General features: G+C 70.0%; 11 protein-coding genes and 6 pseudogenes. 8 read left to right on the forward strand and 9 right to left on the reverse strand.

Features of this window, described 5'->3' with window-relative positions; all coding sequences use genetic code 11:
- Positions 1-38 precede the first annotated feature (38 nt).
- A pseudogene (locus ABZ079_RS29310) lies at positions 39-683 on the forward strand (IS701 family transposase); the annotation flags it as partial.
- Between the two features lie 108 nt (positions 684-791).
- On the opposite strand, the gene ABZ079_RS29315 reads toward ABZ079_RS29310, so the two are convergent.
- Positions 792-1,187: a hypothetical protein gene (locus ABZ079_RS29315; RefSeq protein WP_356942445.1), complete on the reverse strand. Its 396-nt coding sequence runs from the start codon at positions 1,185-1,187 to the stop codon at positions 792-794.
- 95 nt (positions 1,188-1,282) lie between these two features.
- A pseudogene (locus ABZ079_RS29320) lies at positions 1,283-1,426 on the reverse strand (transposase); the annotation flags it as partial.
- Positions 1,427-1,793: 367 nt separating this feature from the next.
- On the opposite strand from ABZ079_RS29320, the pseudogene ABZ079_RS29325 reads away from it, so the two are divergent.
- Positions 1,794-2,032, forward strand: a pseudogene (locus ABZ079_RS29325) (transposase); the annotation flags it as partial.
- Positions 2,033-3,072: 1,040 nt separating this feature from the next.
- Positions 3,073-4,005 carry a hypothetical protein gene (locus ABZ079_RS29330; RefSeq protein WP_356942446.1) on the forward strand — a complete coding sequence of 311 codons (933 nt, stop codon included), beginning with the start codon at positions 3,073-3,075 and terminating at the stop codon, positions 4,003-4,005.
- 666 nt (positions 4,006-4,671) lie between these two features.
- Here the strand turns inward: ABZ079_RS29330 and ABZ079_RS29335 are convergent.
- On the reverse strand, positions 4,672-5,469 hold the full coding sequence (locus ABZ079_RS29335; RefSeq protein ID WP_356942536.1) for a hypothetical protein: 798 nt from the start codon (positions 5,467-5,469) through the stop codon (positions 4,672-4,674).
- Between the two features lie 279 nt (positions 5,470-5,748).
- A pseudogene (locus tag ABZ079_RS29340) lies at positions 5,749-6,033 on the reverse strand (helix-turn-helix transcriptional regulator); the annotation flags it as partial.
- A 60-nt stretch (positions 6,034-6,093) separates the two neighbouring features.
- On the opposite strand from ABZ079_RS29340, the pseudogene ABZ079_RS29345 reads away from it, so the two are divergent.
- A pseudogene (locus ABZ079_RS29345) lies at positions 6,094-6,523 on the forward strand (transposase); the annotation flags it as partial.
- Positions 6,524-6,550: 27 nt separating this feature from the next.
- On the opposite strand, the gene ABZ079_RS29350 reads toward ABZ079_RS29345, so the two are convergent.
- The 5 genes from ABZ079_RS29350 to ABZ079_RS29370 form a co-directional block, all read right to left on the reverse strand.
- The gene (locus tag ABZ079_RS29350) at positions 6,551-7,138 is read right to left on the reverse strand and encodes an Imm21 family immunity protein (RefSeq protein WP_356942447.1); all 588 of its coding nucleotides are present in this window, start codon (positions 7,136-7,138) and stop codon (positions 6,551-6,553) included.
- A gap of 362 nt (positions 7,139-7,500) precedes the next feature.
- Positions 7,501-7,854, reverse strand: a complete 354-nt coding sequence (locus tag ABZ079_RS29355; RefSeq protein ID WP_356942448.1) for a hypothetical protein — start codon at positions 7,852-7,854, stop codon at positions 7,501-7,503.
- Positions 7,855-8,026: 172 nt separating this feature from the next.
- Positions 8,027-8,590 carry a hypothetical protein gene (locus ABZ079_RS29360; RefSeq protein ID WP_356942449.1) on the reverse strand — a complete coding sequence of 188 codons (564 nt, stop codon included), beginning with the start codon at positions 8,588-8,590 and terminating at the stop codon, positions 8,027-8,029.
- Between the two features lie 996 nt (positions 8,591-9,586).
- The gene (locus ABZ079_RS29365; RefSeq protein ID WP_356942450.1) at positions 9,587-10,861 is read right to left on the reverse strand and encodes an MFS transporter; all 1,275 of its coding nucleotides are present in this window, start codon (positions 10,859-10,861) and stop codon (positions 9,587-9,589) included.
- A gap of 17 nt (positions 10,862-10,878) precedes the next feature.
- The gene (locus tag ABZ079_RS29370) at positions 10,879-11,418 is read right to left on the reverse strand and encodes a winged helix-turn-helix domain-containing protein (protein WP_356942451.1); all 540 of its coding nucleotides are present in this window, start codon (positions 11,416-11,418) and stop codon (positions 10,879-10,881) included.
- 272 nt (positions 11,419-11,690) lie between these two features.
- On the opposite strand from ABZ079_RS29370, the pseudogene ABZ079_RS29375 reads away from it, so the two are divergent.
- The 4 genes and pseudogenes from ABZ079_RS29375 to ABZ079_RS29390 all read left to right on the forward strand — a co-directional run.
- A pseudogene (locus tag ABZ079_RS29375) lies at positions 11,691-11,914 on the forward strand (IS630 family transposase); the annotation flags it as partial.
- Positions 11,915-12,476: 562 nt separating this feature from the next.
- On the forward strand, positions 12,477-14,021 hold the full coding sequence (locus ABZ079_RS29380) for an amino acid adenylation domain-containing protein (protein ID WP_356942452.1): 1,545 nt from the start codon (positions 12,477-12,479) through the stop codon (positions 14,019-14,021).
- A complete protein-coding gene (locus tag ABZ079_RS29385; RefSeq protein WP_356942453.1) occupies positions 14,011-14,277 on the forward strand; it encodes a phosphopantetheine-binding protein in 267 nt (88 codons plus the stop codon). Before ABZ079_RS29380 ends, ABZ079_RS29385 begins: the two co-directional genes overlap by 11 nt.
- Positions 14,274-15,650: an FAD-dependent oxidoreductase gene (locus tag ABZ079_RS29390; RefSeq protein ID WP_356942454.1), complete on the forward strand. Its 1,377-nt coding sequence runs from the start codon at positions 14,274-14,276 to the stop codon at positions 15,648-15,650. The genes ABZ079_RS29385 and ABZ079_RS29390 overlap by 4 nt, the downstream gene beginning before the upstream one ends.
- The last annotated feature ends 218 nt before the right edge of the window (positions 15,651-15,868 follow it).

The raw sequence follows: 15,868 nt of genomic DNA on the forward strand, positions 1-15,868 counted from the left end.
CGCCCCCGCGGGACCTGTTCCGGTTCACGAGCATCGGATTTGCCCGAACCGCCGGCCGCCCCGAGAACTGCCAGATCGGTGTGTTCCTCGCCTACGCCACCGGCCGCGGACGCACGCTGATCGACCGGCGGCTGTATCTGCCCATCTCCTGGACGGACGACCGGGACCGCTGCCGGCGGGCCGGCATCGATGACACGGTCGGCTTCGAGACGAAGGTGGCCATGACCAAGGCGGTGGTCCGCCGGGCCATCGCCGACCGGGTCCCGTTGAGCTGGGTGACGGCGGACGCCGCCTACGGCTTCGGCAAGGGCTGGCGGTTCGAGCTGGAGCAGGCGGATGTCTTCCACGTCATGGCTACCATCCGGCACGACACGGTCGTCGCCCGCTGCTCCGTCGACCACCCCGTCCACGACCTGTTTCCCGGTCTGCCGCGGCAGAAGTGGAAGGGCCGTTCCTGCGGTGAAGGAGCCCATGGCCGGCGGGTCTTCGACTGGGCCCGCGTCGAGGTGCGGCCCTGGCACCGCGAGGACCGCCGGCACTGGGTCCTTGCCCGCCGCAGTGTGAGCAGGCCCGAGGAGATCTCCTACTACATCGCCTACTGTCCCGCCGACACGACGCTGGACGAGCTGATCCGCATCGCGGGCAGCCGCTGGGCGGTTGAGGAATGCTTCCAGACCGCGAAGTAGGAGTGCGGCCTGGATTAGCTCAACTGTCGCTGCTGACAGGTCAAAGGATGTCCCGTGACAGCAAAGATTGATCCATTGCCCAACGAAGTTTGACCGGTACCGGCGCTACTCGCTGAGCGTGCTGGCATTCATGCGAGACCTCGATGTTCTGCAGGACAGGCGCGCGAGCAGCTGACCCGCACCGACAGCAACGTAAAGCACGACCAGAACCCCGAGTCCGAGGTCGAGCCAGTTATAGGTCGTGCCCCTGAAGAGTGAGACCCACGCCCGGGCACCCGCGACGGATCCGGCAACTACCAGCAGGACCGACGCCACGGCACGCAGCACCTTTGCAGCCCTGGGCCGCCGCTCTTTGAGCAGTTCACCACCCGCACCGAGCGCGACCAGCGCGGGGAAGGCATCGTGCGGCTCCAGGCGCCCCGTCCCGATCGCGTCCACGATGTTGATCAGGACGCCGATCGAACCGACGACCAGTACACCTCGAGATATACGGCGGCTCATCAACCCTCGCTTGCAGTCAAACTTCGTTGGCAATGGATCAATCTATGAGCTGGAGCAGGCCCTGAAGAAGGCCGTGCGGCACGCCCAGGAGGGCCCGGCCGTCCTGGCCCGAGCCGGGGCACCCGGATCGCCTCCATCACGGCCTCGAACTGGGTGCAGTCGTTGGTGTTCCCGCCGGTGACGGTGAAGGCGAGCGGTCGGCCCAGAGCGTCGCAAGCCAGGTGGATCTAATAGCTCAGCAGTGAGCCCGAGCACGAGAGCGCAAGGGCCCCGTGTGAAGTGGAAGCCTGCCGCCGTTCCGGGACTGGATCCCTGAGGTCAGACCGGCACCACTCACGACCCCGCCGGGCAAAGGCCCAAGGTGGATCCGGGGACGCGATCCCTTCAGCATGACCGCGCCCCGCCCGGCGGCACCCACCAGGTTTCATGTCCCCAGCCCGCCGTCAGGGGCCGACCTCTCAGCAGTTCGCGAGCCGTAGAGCTCTCCAACAGACCGAGGTCCCTGACACTCGCTGGAGACACGAACGGCTCATGAGATGGCGTGCCCCGAGCACTTCTATTAGAGCGCCGCGTGCTCCGCACGGAGCTGACCAGCACATTCACGCAGTGCACGGACGGGAGAACGAGGTTAGCAGGGTCTTCTGCGGCATCGACTGGGCCGAGAACCACCACGACATCGCCCTGGTGGACCAGGACGGCACCCAGCTGGCCAAGCTGCGCATCAGCGACGACAGTGCCGGGTTCCCGCCCTTCTGGAGCTGCTCGCCAGCCATGGCGACACCCCGGAGCACCCCATACCGGTGGCCATCGAGACCCCGCGCGGCCTGCTGGTCGCATGCCTGCGCGCCACCGGCCGGAAGACACGGGCCGCCCAGGCGAAGGCCGACGCGGCCGGCACGATGCACGTGGCACTTCGTCCCGAGTCAGTCGCTGCTCCGAACCACCGATGCCGGAACCTGGCGACTCTACGTCGACGCAACGGCACAGGAGGGCGACTACCACCTGAAGGACTCCGCAGCGTCCGTCAACATCCAACACGCCTCACGGCCGACGACCAACGCATCACCCGCACCCGTGACCAAGGGCAAGCCCATCACCATCACCGGCACACTCAGCCGCATCGACTGGACCGACTCCAGGCTTCCATGTGCCGTGATCTCCATGGCGGTTGAGGCTGCCGGGCATGTCGTTCCCGGCCGTCTGCGGGCTGGGTTCGCGAACGCGCAGGTCTGCAGACACGCCCAGCGGCCACCCCCTGGGAGATGCCGACCGAGATCTGGTCGGCATCGTCGTCGGCGCGCGCGATGGGCGGCGGCAGCGGCGGCCGATGGCCGTCGGGTGGGCCGGGCGGTGACTGCGCCGGGGTCGGTGGACGGTGGTGGCCCTGGCCGCGGCGGGAAGGGCTGATAACTGCGAGGGATGGGGTGGCGGTTCTGTGCTGTGTCGGCGGTATCCAGGAGCCGGCCGAGACGGCGGGTCGTCTCCGCATCCCAGGACGGCGTCTCAGGCAGTGCTTGTCTGCGCAGCTCAGGGTGGGTGAGATGGTTGCGTCGTCGCGGGTTGGGCGGTGGTGGTTGCGGTGGGTCCCCCGTGTCTTCGAAGCTGTGGATGTCGCACCGGCCGGGGCGGATATGAGGGCCTCGGTAGCAGCCTGGTGACGGCTCCCGCCTTCTGCCTAACCGGGCATCTGCGTGCCCGGGTGCCTGCGGCGTTCGGCGTCCTGCGGGGACTTCCGGCCGGCGCCTGCCCGCTCGGGCGGCCAGGCCGTCATGTCCTCGCATCGGACGCGGACGGGTGGTGAGACGTCGGTGGGCGCGCTTCGGCGGGAGAGCCGGCGCGGGCCGGGAGCGACCCCTACGGACCACGAGTAGAAGGAAGACACGACATGAACAGGAACACCCCCGCACGCCGTCGTCCGGGCCGCCGTGCGGCCGTTGCCGCCGGGCTCGCCCTGGCCGTCGGGCTCGGTGTGTCGACGCAGGCGGCGGCACAGGCCGCCGTTCCCGCCCCCGCCAAGGCATCCGTGAAGGCGTCCGCCGCGCTGCGGTCGGTCAGTGGCTTCAACGGTGACATGGTGACCCAGGTCGCCGACTTCTACGGCGCGTACATCGACGCGAAGGTCGACGCCGCGGACCCGGACACCGCGCTGGTCAAGGCGCTGCGCGCGCACTACCTGGCACCCACCTTCGCCAAGCGGCTGGCGGCCTGGGAGAAGAAGAACAAGGCGGACGGTCTCCTGCGCGCCCAGAGCGTTCCGGTGGACTGGACGGTGAGCGAGGGCGGCAGCGGCCTCGAGGTCGTCGTCACCCTGACCTTCGGCGGTGGGGAGTCGCCGACGACGACGACCAGGCTCGTCGTGAAGCAGGAGCCGACCGGCGGCATCACCGACATCCGCACCAAGGGCATCACCCGCGGGAAGGCATCCGCGAAGGCGTCCACCGCGGTGCGGTCGATCAGCGGCAGGACCGGTGACTCGGTGACCCGGGTCGCCGACTTCTACGGCGCGTACATCGACGCGAAGGACGGCGCCGCGGACCCGGACACCGCGCTGGTCAAGGCGCTGCGCGCGCACTACCTGGCACCCACCTTCGCCAAGCGGCTGGCAGCCTGGGAGAAGAAGAACAAGGCGGACGGTGTCCTGCGTGCCCAGAGCGTTCCGGTGGACTGGACGGTGAGCGAGGGTCGCAACAGCCGTGAGATCGCCGTCACTCACGCCTTCGGCGGCGGGGAGACACCGACGGTGTGGACCAACCTCGTGGTGGAGCTGGAGCCGGTGTTCGGCGACGTCACCGACATCCGCACCGCGAGCGCCCGCTGACGACGCAGCCGCGACGCCCGGTCCGCTTCCGGCTTCGGCCGGGGGTGGGACCGGCAGCGCTGATGACCCGCGCCGGCGGAGCACTCCGCGGTGCACCGAGACGGCGGGGGCCGGACCCGGGCGTCGAGGAACCCGAAACCCCGGCAACCGCCTTGTGCCCCTCCCCTGATTGGGAGTGGAGCCGGGCCGGTGGTGGCGGGTGCGACGTGGCGGCGGCTGCGGAGTGTGGCCCGCCGGCAGGGTGCCGTGGGCCGAGGGCGGTCGCCCGGCAGGGGGAGGCGGAGTGGAGCAGCAGTCGGATACCGCCGAGGCCACCGCCGACAGCGTCCACGGCGGGTACCTGGGCTGGCCGCGCAGGCGCAGGATGGTTGTCGTGCGCGTAGTGGTCTGCTCCCGGGTGGCGGTATGGGCCGGCTTCGATGTGACATGTCGGTGGTGCCCGGGGCGCTGAGGTGGCCCGCGGTGGAGCGCGTCTGGCAGCTGGCCGGATCGGCTCGAGCGGCGGAACAACGGTGGTGCCTGCGCTGGGGGGATTCGAAGCCGGACAGACGCGCGAGGTGCGCGGACCCTCCCCGGGCCTCGGCCGGACCCCATCGGCGGCGGCCCGGACAAGGCCCCGCTCCCGCCGGTTGTGCTGCCGGACGGGCCGCGTGGCCTGATGCTTCGTCAGTCGCCGGTTGCCGCCATGTTGGCGGCCGGGATCGGGACCCAGCGGCCGGGGTGGTGATAGATGCGGTCGTACCGGTAGCCCGGCAGTCCTTTGGTGCTGGTGGTGTGGAAGGGGCGGCCGTGGTCGTCGATCCGCACCGTACCGGTGCGGCCCTGTGAGGACCAGTCGAGGTCGAGGTACCAGTCGCAGGTGCAGGACTCGGTGAGCGCGGAGACCACCAGGACTTCGGGCTCCTGCAGGGACACCCGGTAGGGGAAGTCGATGGCGGGGATCGGTGTCCCCTCCCCGTTGTCGCCGGGCCTCGAACGGGCCAGGGGCTGGTGCGCGTCGAGGTCCACGGAGAAGAAGCGGGGGACGAGGCCGGCACCGCAGCTGTCGCTCAAGGAGTATGCGATGCCCCGGCCGGCGGCGGGGGCGGCGTGGTTGGTCACGCGCACGTGCAGGGCCTCCAGGACGACGGCGGCGGAGCCGCGTCCCTGCACCGTGATCCGCACGTCGGTGGTGTCCCCGTGGACCGCCCGCTGAGAGGCGACCCACGCCGCGATGTCCTCCGAGTGTGGGGGCGGCGGGACCTGCTGCGGTGGCTTGTCGACGACGTAGGTCTCGCCGCAACCGTTGAGCGCGAGGGTGTGCGAGTTGGCGGTCCAGGTGAGCGGGGCCACCGGTGGGACCGTGGCAGCGCTTGCCCGGTTCGGCTTGGGGCTGCCGTTGTGTGCGGCCGACGCGGAGGGGGGACCGGCGGCGGATGCGGTGAGGCCGAGGAGCGCGGCGACGAGCGAGGCCGCCAGTGCCATCGATTGCACGGGTCGTCGTCGGGCGCGCCCGCAGGGGAGCCGCGGCCGGGGTGGTGAGGCCGGCTCAGGGCGCTGGTTGGCCGGTGAGATCGGCCCGGGCGCCTCCACGGCCGGGCTGCTGCCGCTCGCGAAGACGGCCGATGCGGCATCGCTTGCGGGGGCTGCTGATGCCGTTGCGCTCGTGGTGGTGCGGGGCGCTGGTGCCTGCCGGGTATCGGATGGGCGTTGTCGTTTCCGCGCGGCTGCGGCCAGGATCCACCGGCGGTGCAGCTCTGTGCGTTCGTCGGCGGAGGCGCCGCAGAGTGCGGCGAACCGCTCTATCCCAGCGAAGTCCTGCGGGACTGTCTCTCCGGCGCAGTAGCGGTGCAGGGTGGAGGCGTGAAGACCCAGTCGGCGGGCCAGTGCCGCGTAGCTGCGGTCGGTGCGCTCCTTCAGACGCGTCAGCAGTAACGCGAACTCCGCTACATCGTCGTGGGTCGAATCCATGTGGTCCGTACTCGTATCCGTTTGTCGGCCCGTGCAGGCCTGTCCCGATGGGGCACGGCATCCCACGCGCTCCCCCATATCTGCACGCCGATACGCCTGGGACGGTTCCAGGGTTGCGGGGGGTATCTCGTTCACGACGTTCCCACCCGCGACCACGCGGTGGCGGAGCGGTCCAAGAACTACCGGTACTCGACGAATCGTCGCCGACGCCGACACCCGACTGGTGGTCGTGGTCGGCCGACCGTTGCCGGGCAACCGCGACGACTGCAAGGCATGGGAGGTATCCGGGGCGAAGGCCGCCGTCGGGAACACCGCACTGATCGCCGACGGAGGCCATCCAGGTACCGGGCTCGTCATTCCACACCGCCGCGACCTTGGACAGAGCGAACTGCCTGCCTGGAAGGAAGAGCACAACGCCTCTCACCGCAAGGTCCGCGCTCGGGTTGAGCATGCCTTCGCCCGGATGAAGACCTGGAAGATCCTGCGCGACTGCCGTCTCAAGGCCGATGGCGTGCACCACGCGATGCTTGGCATCGCCCGTCCGCACAACCTTGCGCGCCACGACTGACCGCACCCGGCCCGAAGCACTGTCCGTTCAGGATTCGGCGGGCAGGAGCTGGACCAGGCCGACCCAGTTCTCCTCGTCCACCTTGGTCTGCGTGGCGCGGACCCTCCAGCGGCCGGCGGGCGGCGAGACCGGTGCCTCGGCGGGCATCCCACGGTCGGGGTACTCGATGCCCAAGTCGGAACCCGCTTCGGCGGAGTCCATGAGCACCGCCGGACCGTCCGAGACCCAGGTGCCGCACTCATCCCACACCGTGGCCGGGTCTGCGAGGACAGCGTCTGCTGCGGCTCTCAGTCCGGCCTCGGTTTCGGCGGCGAGCCATCGCAGGAACGCTCGGTGCCCGGGCAGATAGCAGCTGGTGGCCGGCTCGTCCGCCAGCACCAGTGCCTGCCTACCGTTCTCGTCGATGGGGATCACACCGGCCAGATCGTCCACCGCGCAGGCCCGGTCGTAGTCGTCTGGGGCAATGGCGTCTCCCACCATAAGACCACTCTCCGTGCACCCGCCCCAGGAGGCCAGGGCGGAGACGGGGGCGACGATCAGAGGGCCGCCCATCGACTCCACCCAGACAGGGGAGGGCCCGGGGGCAACGTCTGCGATGGATGAAGAGGTGATCATGCAGTCAGTGTGCCCTTGCCCACTGACAACGTCCCGTGCTCATTGGAACCCAGCACGGGGAAAGGCTCAGCGCCTGTGGCAAGCAGCAGTAATCGGGACAGCTGTTACCTCAGACTGCCTGTGCCGCGTTGTCGTCTCATTCAATCTGGAAGAACGCAGCTAGGGGTCTGGCCGACGAACCGGGACAGGCCCCGGCCGCGGGCGCGATGTGCCCGCGCGCGGTGCCCAGCCCGAGCAATTCGAGCAGTCCTTTCCGGCGAGGGCGAGGTTGTGCATCCGTGCGATGCCGAGCATGGCGCGTGCCGCCACATGGCTCAGCCGGAACGATCCGTCCTCCAGGGTGACCTCCTGGTCCGGCAGGTTCACCGAGCCTTGTCGCGCGCGGCCTCGACGGCTTCCCGCAGCTTGCCGATCTCGCGCAGCAGAGCGACGGACTCTTCCGCCGTGCCTACATCGATGTCCTGTTGGGCCCCCAGGTAGTTGAGCTTGGCCCGGCTCCGGACCTTGGCCCGGCTCACGGTCGAGTCGGTCACGTTGCCGTCGGCATCGAGGTCGTGCTGCCACAGCAGCCGGACCGCGTCCTTGGCGGCCTCTGCCGCTTCGAGCACGTGCACGGGAAACTCCGTAGGGGCCTTCAGCTCTGCCCGGAGCTGCCGCAGCGCATGGAGCAGGGCGTCCTGTGCCTGAGGGGACATGTGCATCTGACGGCGTCGCAAGTCCCGAGCGTGAGGCGGCGACCACGCAACGGCGCAGCGAGCGGGTCCGAGCAGGGAATGGAACAGCGACCCGAGGGAGCCATCCCCGCAGGTACGAACAGACACCAGGGAGCACTGATACCCCCTCCGTGGCAGGATCTCATGGGCGGCAGCGCACGGTCGCTACCACGACTCACTTCCACAGGGAGGGAAGTGAATCCCAGTAGCTGAGGGGTTCGGTCTTTTCCGACGCACTAAAATACATCTGCGAGCCTCTAATGGCTACCCAGCTGTTGTCCCCCTCCGCCCATGTATAGATGGCGTCGACATCACCCCAGCCTTCAGGAAGTCCTACGAAGCATTCTCTGACCGTCCTGGTGGTGCCGTGATTCCAGTCGGTGGTGTGTACCTGGTTGCCCTTCTTGAATCCGACAGCGCCGCTCGCCCATGTCCAGGCCCCGCTGATCCCTCCGTTCATCAGCCACTCGTCAGGCAGTGAATCCCAGAAGCTGAGGGGCTCGGTCTTCTGCGAGGAACCGACACGCATGAGGGTGCCTTTGATGGCTACCCAGCTGTTGCTGACGTCTGCCCACGTATAGATGGCGTCTACATCATCCCAGTCCTCAGGCAGTCCCACGAAGGTGTCTCTGATCGACCTGGTAACACCGTGTCCCCAGTCGGTGGTGTGTACCTGGTTGCCCTTCTTGAATCCGACAGCGCCGCTCGCCCACGTCCAAGCCCCACAGATCCCGGGCATAGCCTTCTCTCCCTCCGCTGGGAATGGCAGGCCGACATCCGCGAAGCGGCGTCAAACCCGCCTGCTGTCTTCTCACCACCAACAACCCAGCTCGGACTGCAAGCCCGTAGGGTGGGTCGTCATCGAACCTGGATATCGCCGCCCCTAGGCCGATCACCTCCGTGTCATTTCAGTCTGCTCCCCGCGCCACACCTTGTCCTGTGGACCGGGCTGACGCTACTGGCAGGTGCAGCAGGGCCGCTCACACCCAGCGTCACTCACGCTCCGGCTGCCGCCACCGGCGGGATATCCGCACGATCAGCAGAAAGGTGCGGTTCCGCGACGGACCGCGCCTCCGGCCCACAGAACTGCACCATCGCCGATCCGCACCTCAATGATGTCCCCGCTCGCGACTCCTCGCCCTCAGGCCGTCGATCGCAGCTCCACCCGCGCGATCACCCGCCGATTCGGCTCGATCTCTGCGGCCTCCAACACCTCAGCCAACGCGCGGCTTCGTCCCGCAGGCCCTCCACCCGCACCCGGGCAGCCGCCTGCTCCTCCAGCATTCCCAGCACCGACGCCACCGCGCGCCCTCGGTCATGAAGCAGACACAAGACGCCGCATGCCTCCCTCACCCGGCGACGAAACCCTGCCTGACCAGCAGAAATCAACGGATTGCGTTCGGTTGAGATACGGCTAGTGCTCTGACCGCATACCTTCGCCGGGTTGAGCGTGTGGGGCCATTGATGCCAGCTACCTGGCCGAGGCATCCGCCTATGCTCGGCTCGTGCAGCCGCTTTCCGACACAGCATTCGTTGATCCGCCAGCCACTTCCTGGGCCGCTACCTGTTCAACATCAAAGCCAGCGGCCCGGGCCAGGGCCTGCGCCCCTTCCGGGACCCGGATGCCGCCGAGGACGACGAGGATTGACGGCCAGCGCACCCGACCGACCCAGCCACTCGTCGCGCCCCGCGGGGGCCCGGCATCCGACTTGTTGTGACGCCTTCGCGGCAGGCGTCACAACAAGTCGGGTGCACTCTCCTGGGCGGGATCCTTGGATGCCGTGTGATCTGGACCGCCGCCCGGGGCGGCGGCACGCAGCGCCGCTTCGACCCGGCGGTTGCTGGTCATGGATGCCGTGACGGCCGTCATCGCCAGGAGGAGGACGGCGGCGGCGTAGAGCGGGGTGCGGATGTCGTAGGTGGTGGCCAGCCAGCCGCCGAGGAAGGCCCCGATGGGGGCGGCGCACATGGCCAGCATGCGGGAGGTGGAGGCGACCCGGCCCATCAGGTGGGCCGGGACGATCGCCTGCCGGAGGGAGGGCCCGAGCACCATCGTGGCGCCCATGCCCGCCCCGCAGACGGAGAGCGCCAGCCCCGCCACGTACGGGTTCGGGGCAGCGGCCAGGCCCAGGATGGCAAGCCCTTCGACGGCGGCCGTGCAGGTCAGCGCGGTGCCGGTGCCGAGTCGTCGGCCAAGGTAGGAGGCGATGCCCGCACCGAGCAGACCGCCGGTGGCCTCCGCCGTGAGGAGCAGGCCGAAGCCGTAGGTGTCGATGCCGAGGCGGTCGTGCGCGAAGAGGGCGAGGACGGTCTCCACAGCGAGGAAGGCGACATTCCCGACCGCCGGGCGGAGCGCGAGCCCGAGCAGCAACCGGTCCCGAAAGACGTACGAGGCGCCGGCCCGCGCCTGCCGAAGCAGCGACTCGCGGACCTCCGGCACGGGCCGGGGCATGGCGGGCAGCGACCGTACGAGCAGCGCGGAGAGCAGGAACGACACCGCGTCGGCCAGCAGCGGAACCGCCCGCCCGAGCGCGAGCAGCGCACTGCCCGCAGGCGGCCCCGCGAAACCGGACATGGCGGTCTGGGCGCCGCGCAGGCGGGAGTTGGCGCGCTCCAGCAGCGCGGGGTCGCGGCGGAGCAGATCCGGCAGGAAGGCCGTGGCGGCCGTATCGAAGAAGAGCCCGCCGAGGCCGAGCAGGAAGGCGACGGCCGCGAGCAGTGGAATGCTCAGCACATCGAGCGCGGCCGCCGCCGCCGGTATCGCGAGCAGCACCGCACGCGCCGCGTCCGCAACCCACATCGTGCGCCGACGGTCCCAGCGGTCCACCAGCGCACCGCCGAGCACCCCGAAGAGCAGCCACGGCAGCGTTCCGGCGGCCGTGACGACGGCGAGCGCCATCGGATCCCGCGTCAACGTCAACGCGAGCAGCGGCAGCGCGGCATGCGACACCCCGTCGCCGAGCGAGGACACCGTCTGCGCAGCCCACAGCCGTCCGAATCCGGTCGGCAACTTTCTAATACCTGAGGTCACTTGGCGCCCCCCTCGGCCTGCTCCGGCGGTGCCGGGTGGAACAGTGCGAAGACAAGTGACGCGTCCGGCAGCGACGGATCGGACAGCTCCAGGTACTCGTCCGCCAGTGCCTGCAGCCGCGCCCCCAGCTGCGCGAACTGCTCCTCGGTGAGGCGCAGATGAGCCATCCGCACGTGCCGCTCGCCGTCCGCCGGCGACGCCTCCAGGTCCGCCACCGCATGCCGCATCAGCACATCCGGCCCTCCCTCGCCCGGGTCCGGCAGCACGATCGACCGCGCGGCCATCGCGTAGTACCGCTCGGTGACACCCCGCACCTTCCGCGTCCGCACCACCTTCACCAAGCCGGCCCGCTCCAGCAGCCGCACGTGATAGCTGGAACTCCCCTTCGCAAGGCCCACCCGCTCGGCGATCTGCGTAATCGTCGCCGGCTCGAAGCGGAGCACGGCCATGATCCGGTGGCGCGTGAGATTGGAGACAGCGCGCAGCTGCTCGTCCGTGGTGACGTGAAACGTCTCGGGAAGATCATCGGTAGGCACGCAAGTAATGGTCAACGATTCTTGACCATTACGCAAGGGGATTCGCGCGAACCTCCAGAATCTGCCGTCCGGCGCGTGACCTTCCGCCAAAGCCCCCCACCCGCCGCCGATCCGGGGAGTTGTCAAGAAACCTGGCAGTCACCGGCCCGCCGGGTGCTGGAGGGCGACGAGCAGGCGGTGGGTCTGTGGAAGGAGGATGTGTGGCCGCAGGCGTAACGACTGCGGCGGCGCTGGGGGCGTACATCGTCTTCGAGGACGAGGCCGGGTTCTCGATGACACCGCCACGCGCCCGCACCTGGGGCCGGCGTGGACACACGCCGGTGGTGCGGGTGCGGGGCCGCTCTGGCGCCGCTGGTCGATCGCGGCGATGTGCTGCTACAAATCGGGCGAGACGACCCGGCTGATCTACCGGCCGCGACGCCACCGCAAGCACAAGGGAAAGGGACGCGCCACCTTCGCCTGGAGCGACTACCGCGACCTGGTCGTCCGCGCCCACACCCACCAAGAGCCCAGAAGTCGTCCTCGTGAACCGCATCGGTTGAGACGTCAACTGGAGCCCTGATCAGCTGCTGGATGTGGTGAACGAAGTCCGGGTCGTCGAGAGGGGAGTCGGTGACACGGTCGCGCACATCGGTGAGGAGCTCCGCCGTTGCGGAGGACTCCTCCGGTGCGGCTGGACAGGCGCGGGCCCGTAGGCGGATCCGGTGCGTGGGGAACCAGAGAACTTTGCGGGCGACAACGCCCCCTACGATCCTGCGAACGCGCCCTCCGCTTTCAGCCGCACGAGGCACGCGACCCCGGTAGCGCCGCCTCCGGGAGGCATGCCTCCACCGACCGCCTTCCGGGCGCCTCACGGATCGGAAGCGAGGGCTCCGCAGAAGTGGAAGCGGAGCCTTCGCAGGGGTTCTGACCTGCTGGAGCGTGCGCGGTGACCGCACGTTCACAAGGATCGCCCGATTCTCCTCAACTTCCGTTGTGGCAACACATGTTCGGAGGTAGAGTCCCCGTTCGTCGGGCACGGACAGGCGCTTTCAAGCTTATTTGGGGCGAACAAGTCGATGCAGTGCGAGACCCTTGGAAACACCCCGGACCTCGTCCAGGCCTTCACGGAAGCCGCTCTCCGCGCCCCGGAGCGTGCGGCGCTCGTGCACGAGGGGCGGGTCCTGGCGTACGGTCGGCTGTACGAGCTCGTGTACGCCCTCGGGGAGCGGCTCGGGCCCCGGCCCGGAGCGGTGGCCGTGCCGGCGACGCACAGCCCGGAAACCGTGGTGGCGATGCTCGGCGTGCTGGCGGCCGGTGGCGCCTACTGTCCCGTAGACCCGGCCTTTCCGCCGGCGCGGCAGCAGGAGATGGTGTCCGCGGCCGAATGTCGCGCGGCCGTCGCCACCGACGCGGCACCGGATCTCCAACTCGGGCTGCCGACAACGTACTGCGGCTGGGAAGAGGGAGGGGCGACCAGCGGTGGCTCCGGGCCCGACAGGGACCAGGACCCCGAAGCCGCCGCGTACATCCTCTTCACCTCGGGCTCCACCGGCCGGCCGAAGCCGGTCGTGACCCCCCGCCGGGCGATCTCGGCGTCCGTGCGCTCGCTCCGCGGACTCTTCGGCCTCACCGAAGAGGACAGGGTGCTCCAGTTCGCCTCGCTCAACTGGGACACCTCGCTGGAAGAGATCCTCCCGACCCTGACCGCGGGAGCCACCCTCGTCTTCGACCGCGAGGCACACTCGGGGTCCTTCCCGCGGTTCCTGCGGATGGTCGAGCGCGAGCGCGTCAGCGTCCTCGACCTGCCCACGGCCTTCTGGCACGAGCTCGTCCTCCACCTCGCGGAGGAAGGGACGGCCCTTCCGAACTGCGTCCGGCTGATGGTGATCGGCGGGGAGGCGGTCAGCCCTGCCCGGCTGGCCGACTGGAGCCGTCTCGACACCGGCCGGGTTCGCCTGGTCAACACCTACGGGTGCACCGAGACCACCCTGATCACCCACGCCGTCGATCTCCACGGCCCTCGGGCCCCGGTAGCGGGCTGGGACTGGGACGGGGGCACGAGGGCACCGATCGGCCGGGCCCTGGCCCATGTCGTCGAGCACATCGGCGAAGACGACGAGCTGCTGATCGGCGGCCCGGCCGTGGCCCTCGGCTACCTCGGGATGCCGCAGGTTACCGAGAAGGCGTACGCGGTGGTGGACGGCGAGCGCCGGTTCCGTACCGGCGACCGGGTCAGCAGGACACCGGACGGCCTCCTCACCCACGAGGGCCGGCTCAACGACGAGATCAAGATCCGGGGCATCCGTGTCGATCCGGCCGAGGTGGAGGCACACCTCGCCGGCCACCCCGCGGTGAACACGGTGGCCGTCACCGGTGCGACCGCCGCCGGCCGCACCGCGCTGGTCGCCTACGTGGTGCCCCGGCCGCACGTCGGCACCGGGGAACTCGACGTCGACCTGCGGTCCTATCTGCGCGAGCGGGTGCCCGCCCATCTCGTGCCGAGCCGGATCACCGTCGTCCCGCAGCTCGTGCTGACCACGAGCGGCAAGGTCGACAGAAGAGCCTCACACCAGCGTTACGCCACCGTGCACAGGTCAAAGGAGACCGTTGATGAGCGTTGACACCACTGCCTCAGCCGCCGGGAGATCGCCTGCCCCTGCCGACACCGAAGGCGTGGCGGCGATGTTCCGGCGCGTGCTGGAGGTCGACGAGGTCTTAGCCGAGTCCGATTTCTTCCTCCTCGGTGGCGACTCGCTCGTCGCGACCCGCGTGCTCAGCGCCGTCGCCCGCTCCTACGGGGTGGAGTTGACCTTCGAGGACTTCCTCGACGCGCCCACCCCTGAGCGGCTCGCGGCGAAGATCGCGGCCGCCCGGTGACGGGCCTCGACACGCCTCTCGCCACGGGCGCCCCGGGGCTCTCCGGTGGCGTCACCAGCGCGGTGGTGGTCGGAGCCGGGTACGCCGGGCTGACGGCCGCGACCGAGCTGGCCGCCGGCGGGGTCGACGTGACCGTCCTGGAGGCGCGCGGCCGGGTCGGCGGCCGGGCCCATGGGCTCCAGGTCTCAGCCGAGGGCTGGGTGGACGCGGGCGCCGCGTACCTAGGGGACCGGCACACCGGACTGCGTTCCCTCATGGCCGAGCTGGATCTCAAGGCGACGCCCACCACCATGGACGGAGCCAGCCGCTTCGCGCTTGGGAGCGAGGAGACCACGCGGGACGGCCGGTTCCCTCCGCTCAGCGCCGTGGCACTCGGCGACCTCTTCGAGAGGCTCGACGAACTCACGGCGACCGTGCGGCCCGACGCGCCGTGGCTCACCCCGGGCGCCGAGGAGCTGGACGTCCTGACCGCCCGGGAATGGGCCGAGCGGCATCTCGCGCACCCGGACGCCCGGCTCTTCTTCCCGCTCTTCCTGGGCGAGATGATGGCGGCCGACCCGGCGCGGGTGTCCATGCTGCACGTCGCTTTCTACCTGCGGTCGGGCGGTGGCCTGCGCTATCTCAACGCCTTCGAGGGCGGCGCCCAGCAGGACCGGATCGACGGAGGCGCCCACCAGGTGTGCGAGCGGCTTGCCGCTCGGCTGGGCTCCAGGGTACGGCTCGGTGAGCCGGTGCTCGCCGTGCACCAGGACGACGAGGGCGTCACGGTGCGCAGTGTGCGCGGGGAGTACCGCGCCGATGTCGCGGTGATGGCGCTGCCGCCCCTGCCGGCCGAAGCCGTGGACTACCGGCCCGGGCTGCCGGTGCGCCGGGCGAGCGACCGCACGGCGCGGGGCTGCGCGGTCAAGGTGCACCTGGTGTATCCGGCGCCGTTCTGGCGGGACCACGGCCTGTCGGGATGGTCGGTGAACGCCGAAGGGCCGCTGCTGTCCACCGTCGACGACTCGCCGGCCGGAGCCGGGGTCGGCGTGCTCACCGGATTCGTCACGGGCGGCGAGGCCCACCGTTACGCGGCGCTCGATGCGCGGGAGCAGCGCTCGACCGCGGTCGAGCAGGCGGCCCGGCTTTTCCCGATGCTGCCCGAACCCGTGGGTTTCCATGTGACGGACTGGGTCAACGACCCTTACAGCAAGGGATGTTACGCGTCGCTCTTCGGACCGGGGGACTGGCTGGAGCACGGTCCGACGCTGACGGCACCGCACCTGCGGGTGCACTGGGCCGGCACGGAGACCAGCACCGAGTTCTTCGGTCTGCTGGAGGGGGCGATCCGCTCCGGCCGCCGGGTGGCGGCGGAGGTCCTCGCCCGCCCGTAGCGCCGCGGCCCGCTCCGTAACCCGGTGGCGCCGCGTGCGCCGTTCCCCCGGCCGTACACACTCTCCCAGCGCCCTCGGGGGCGGCGCCGCCGTCCACCCTCCCCTCCTCCCTGTTCCACCGCACCCCTCTCCCGCCCCTACCGGGGTGCGCCCCGGGGTGCTCCGAGCCGGTCGTACGCCGGGCCGGAGGCCCCACGCCGTACGCCACATGCCACATG

This window comes from Streptomyces sp. NPDC006314, from assembly GCF_040613075.1.
Taxonomy (GTDB): domain Bacteria; phylum Actinomycetota; class Actinomycetes; order Streptomycetales; family Streptomycetaceae; genus Streptomyces.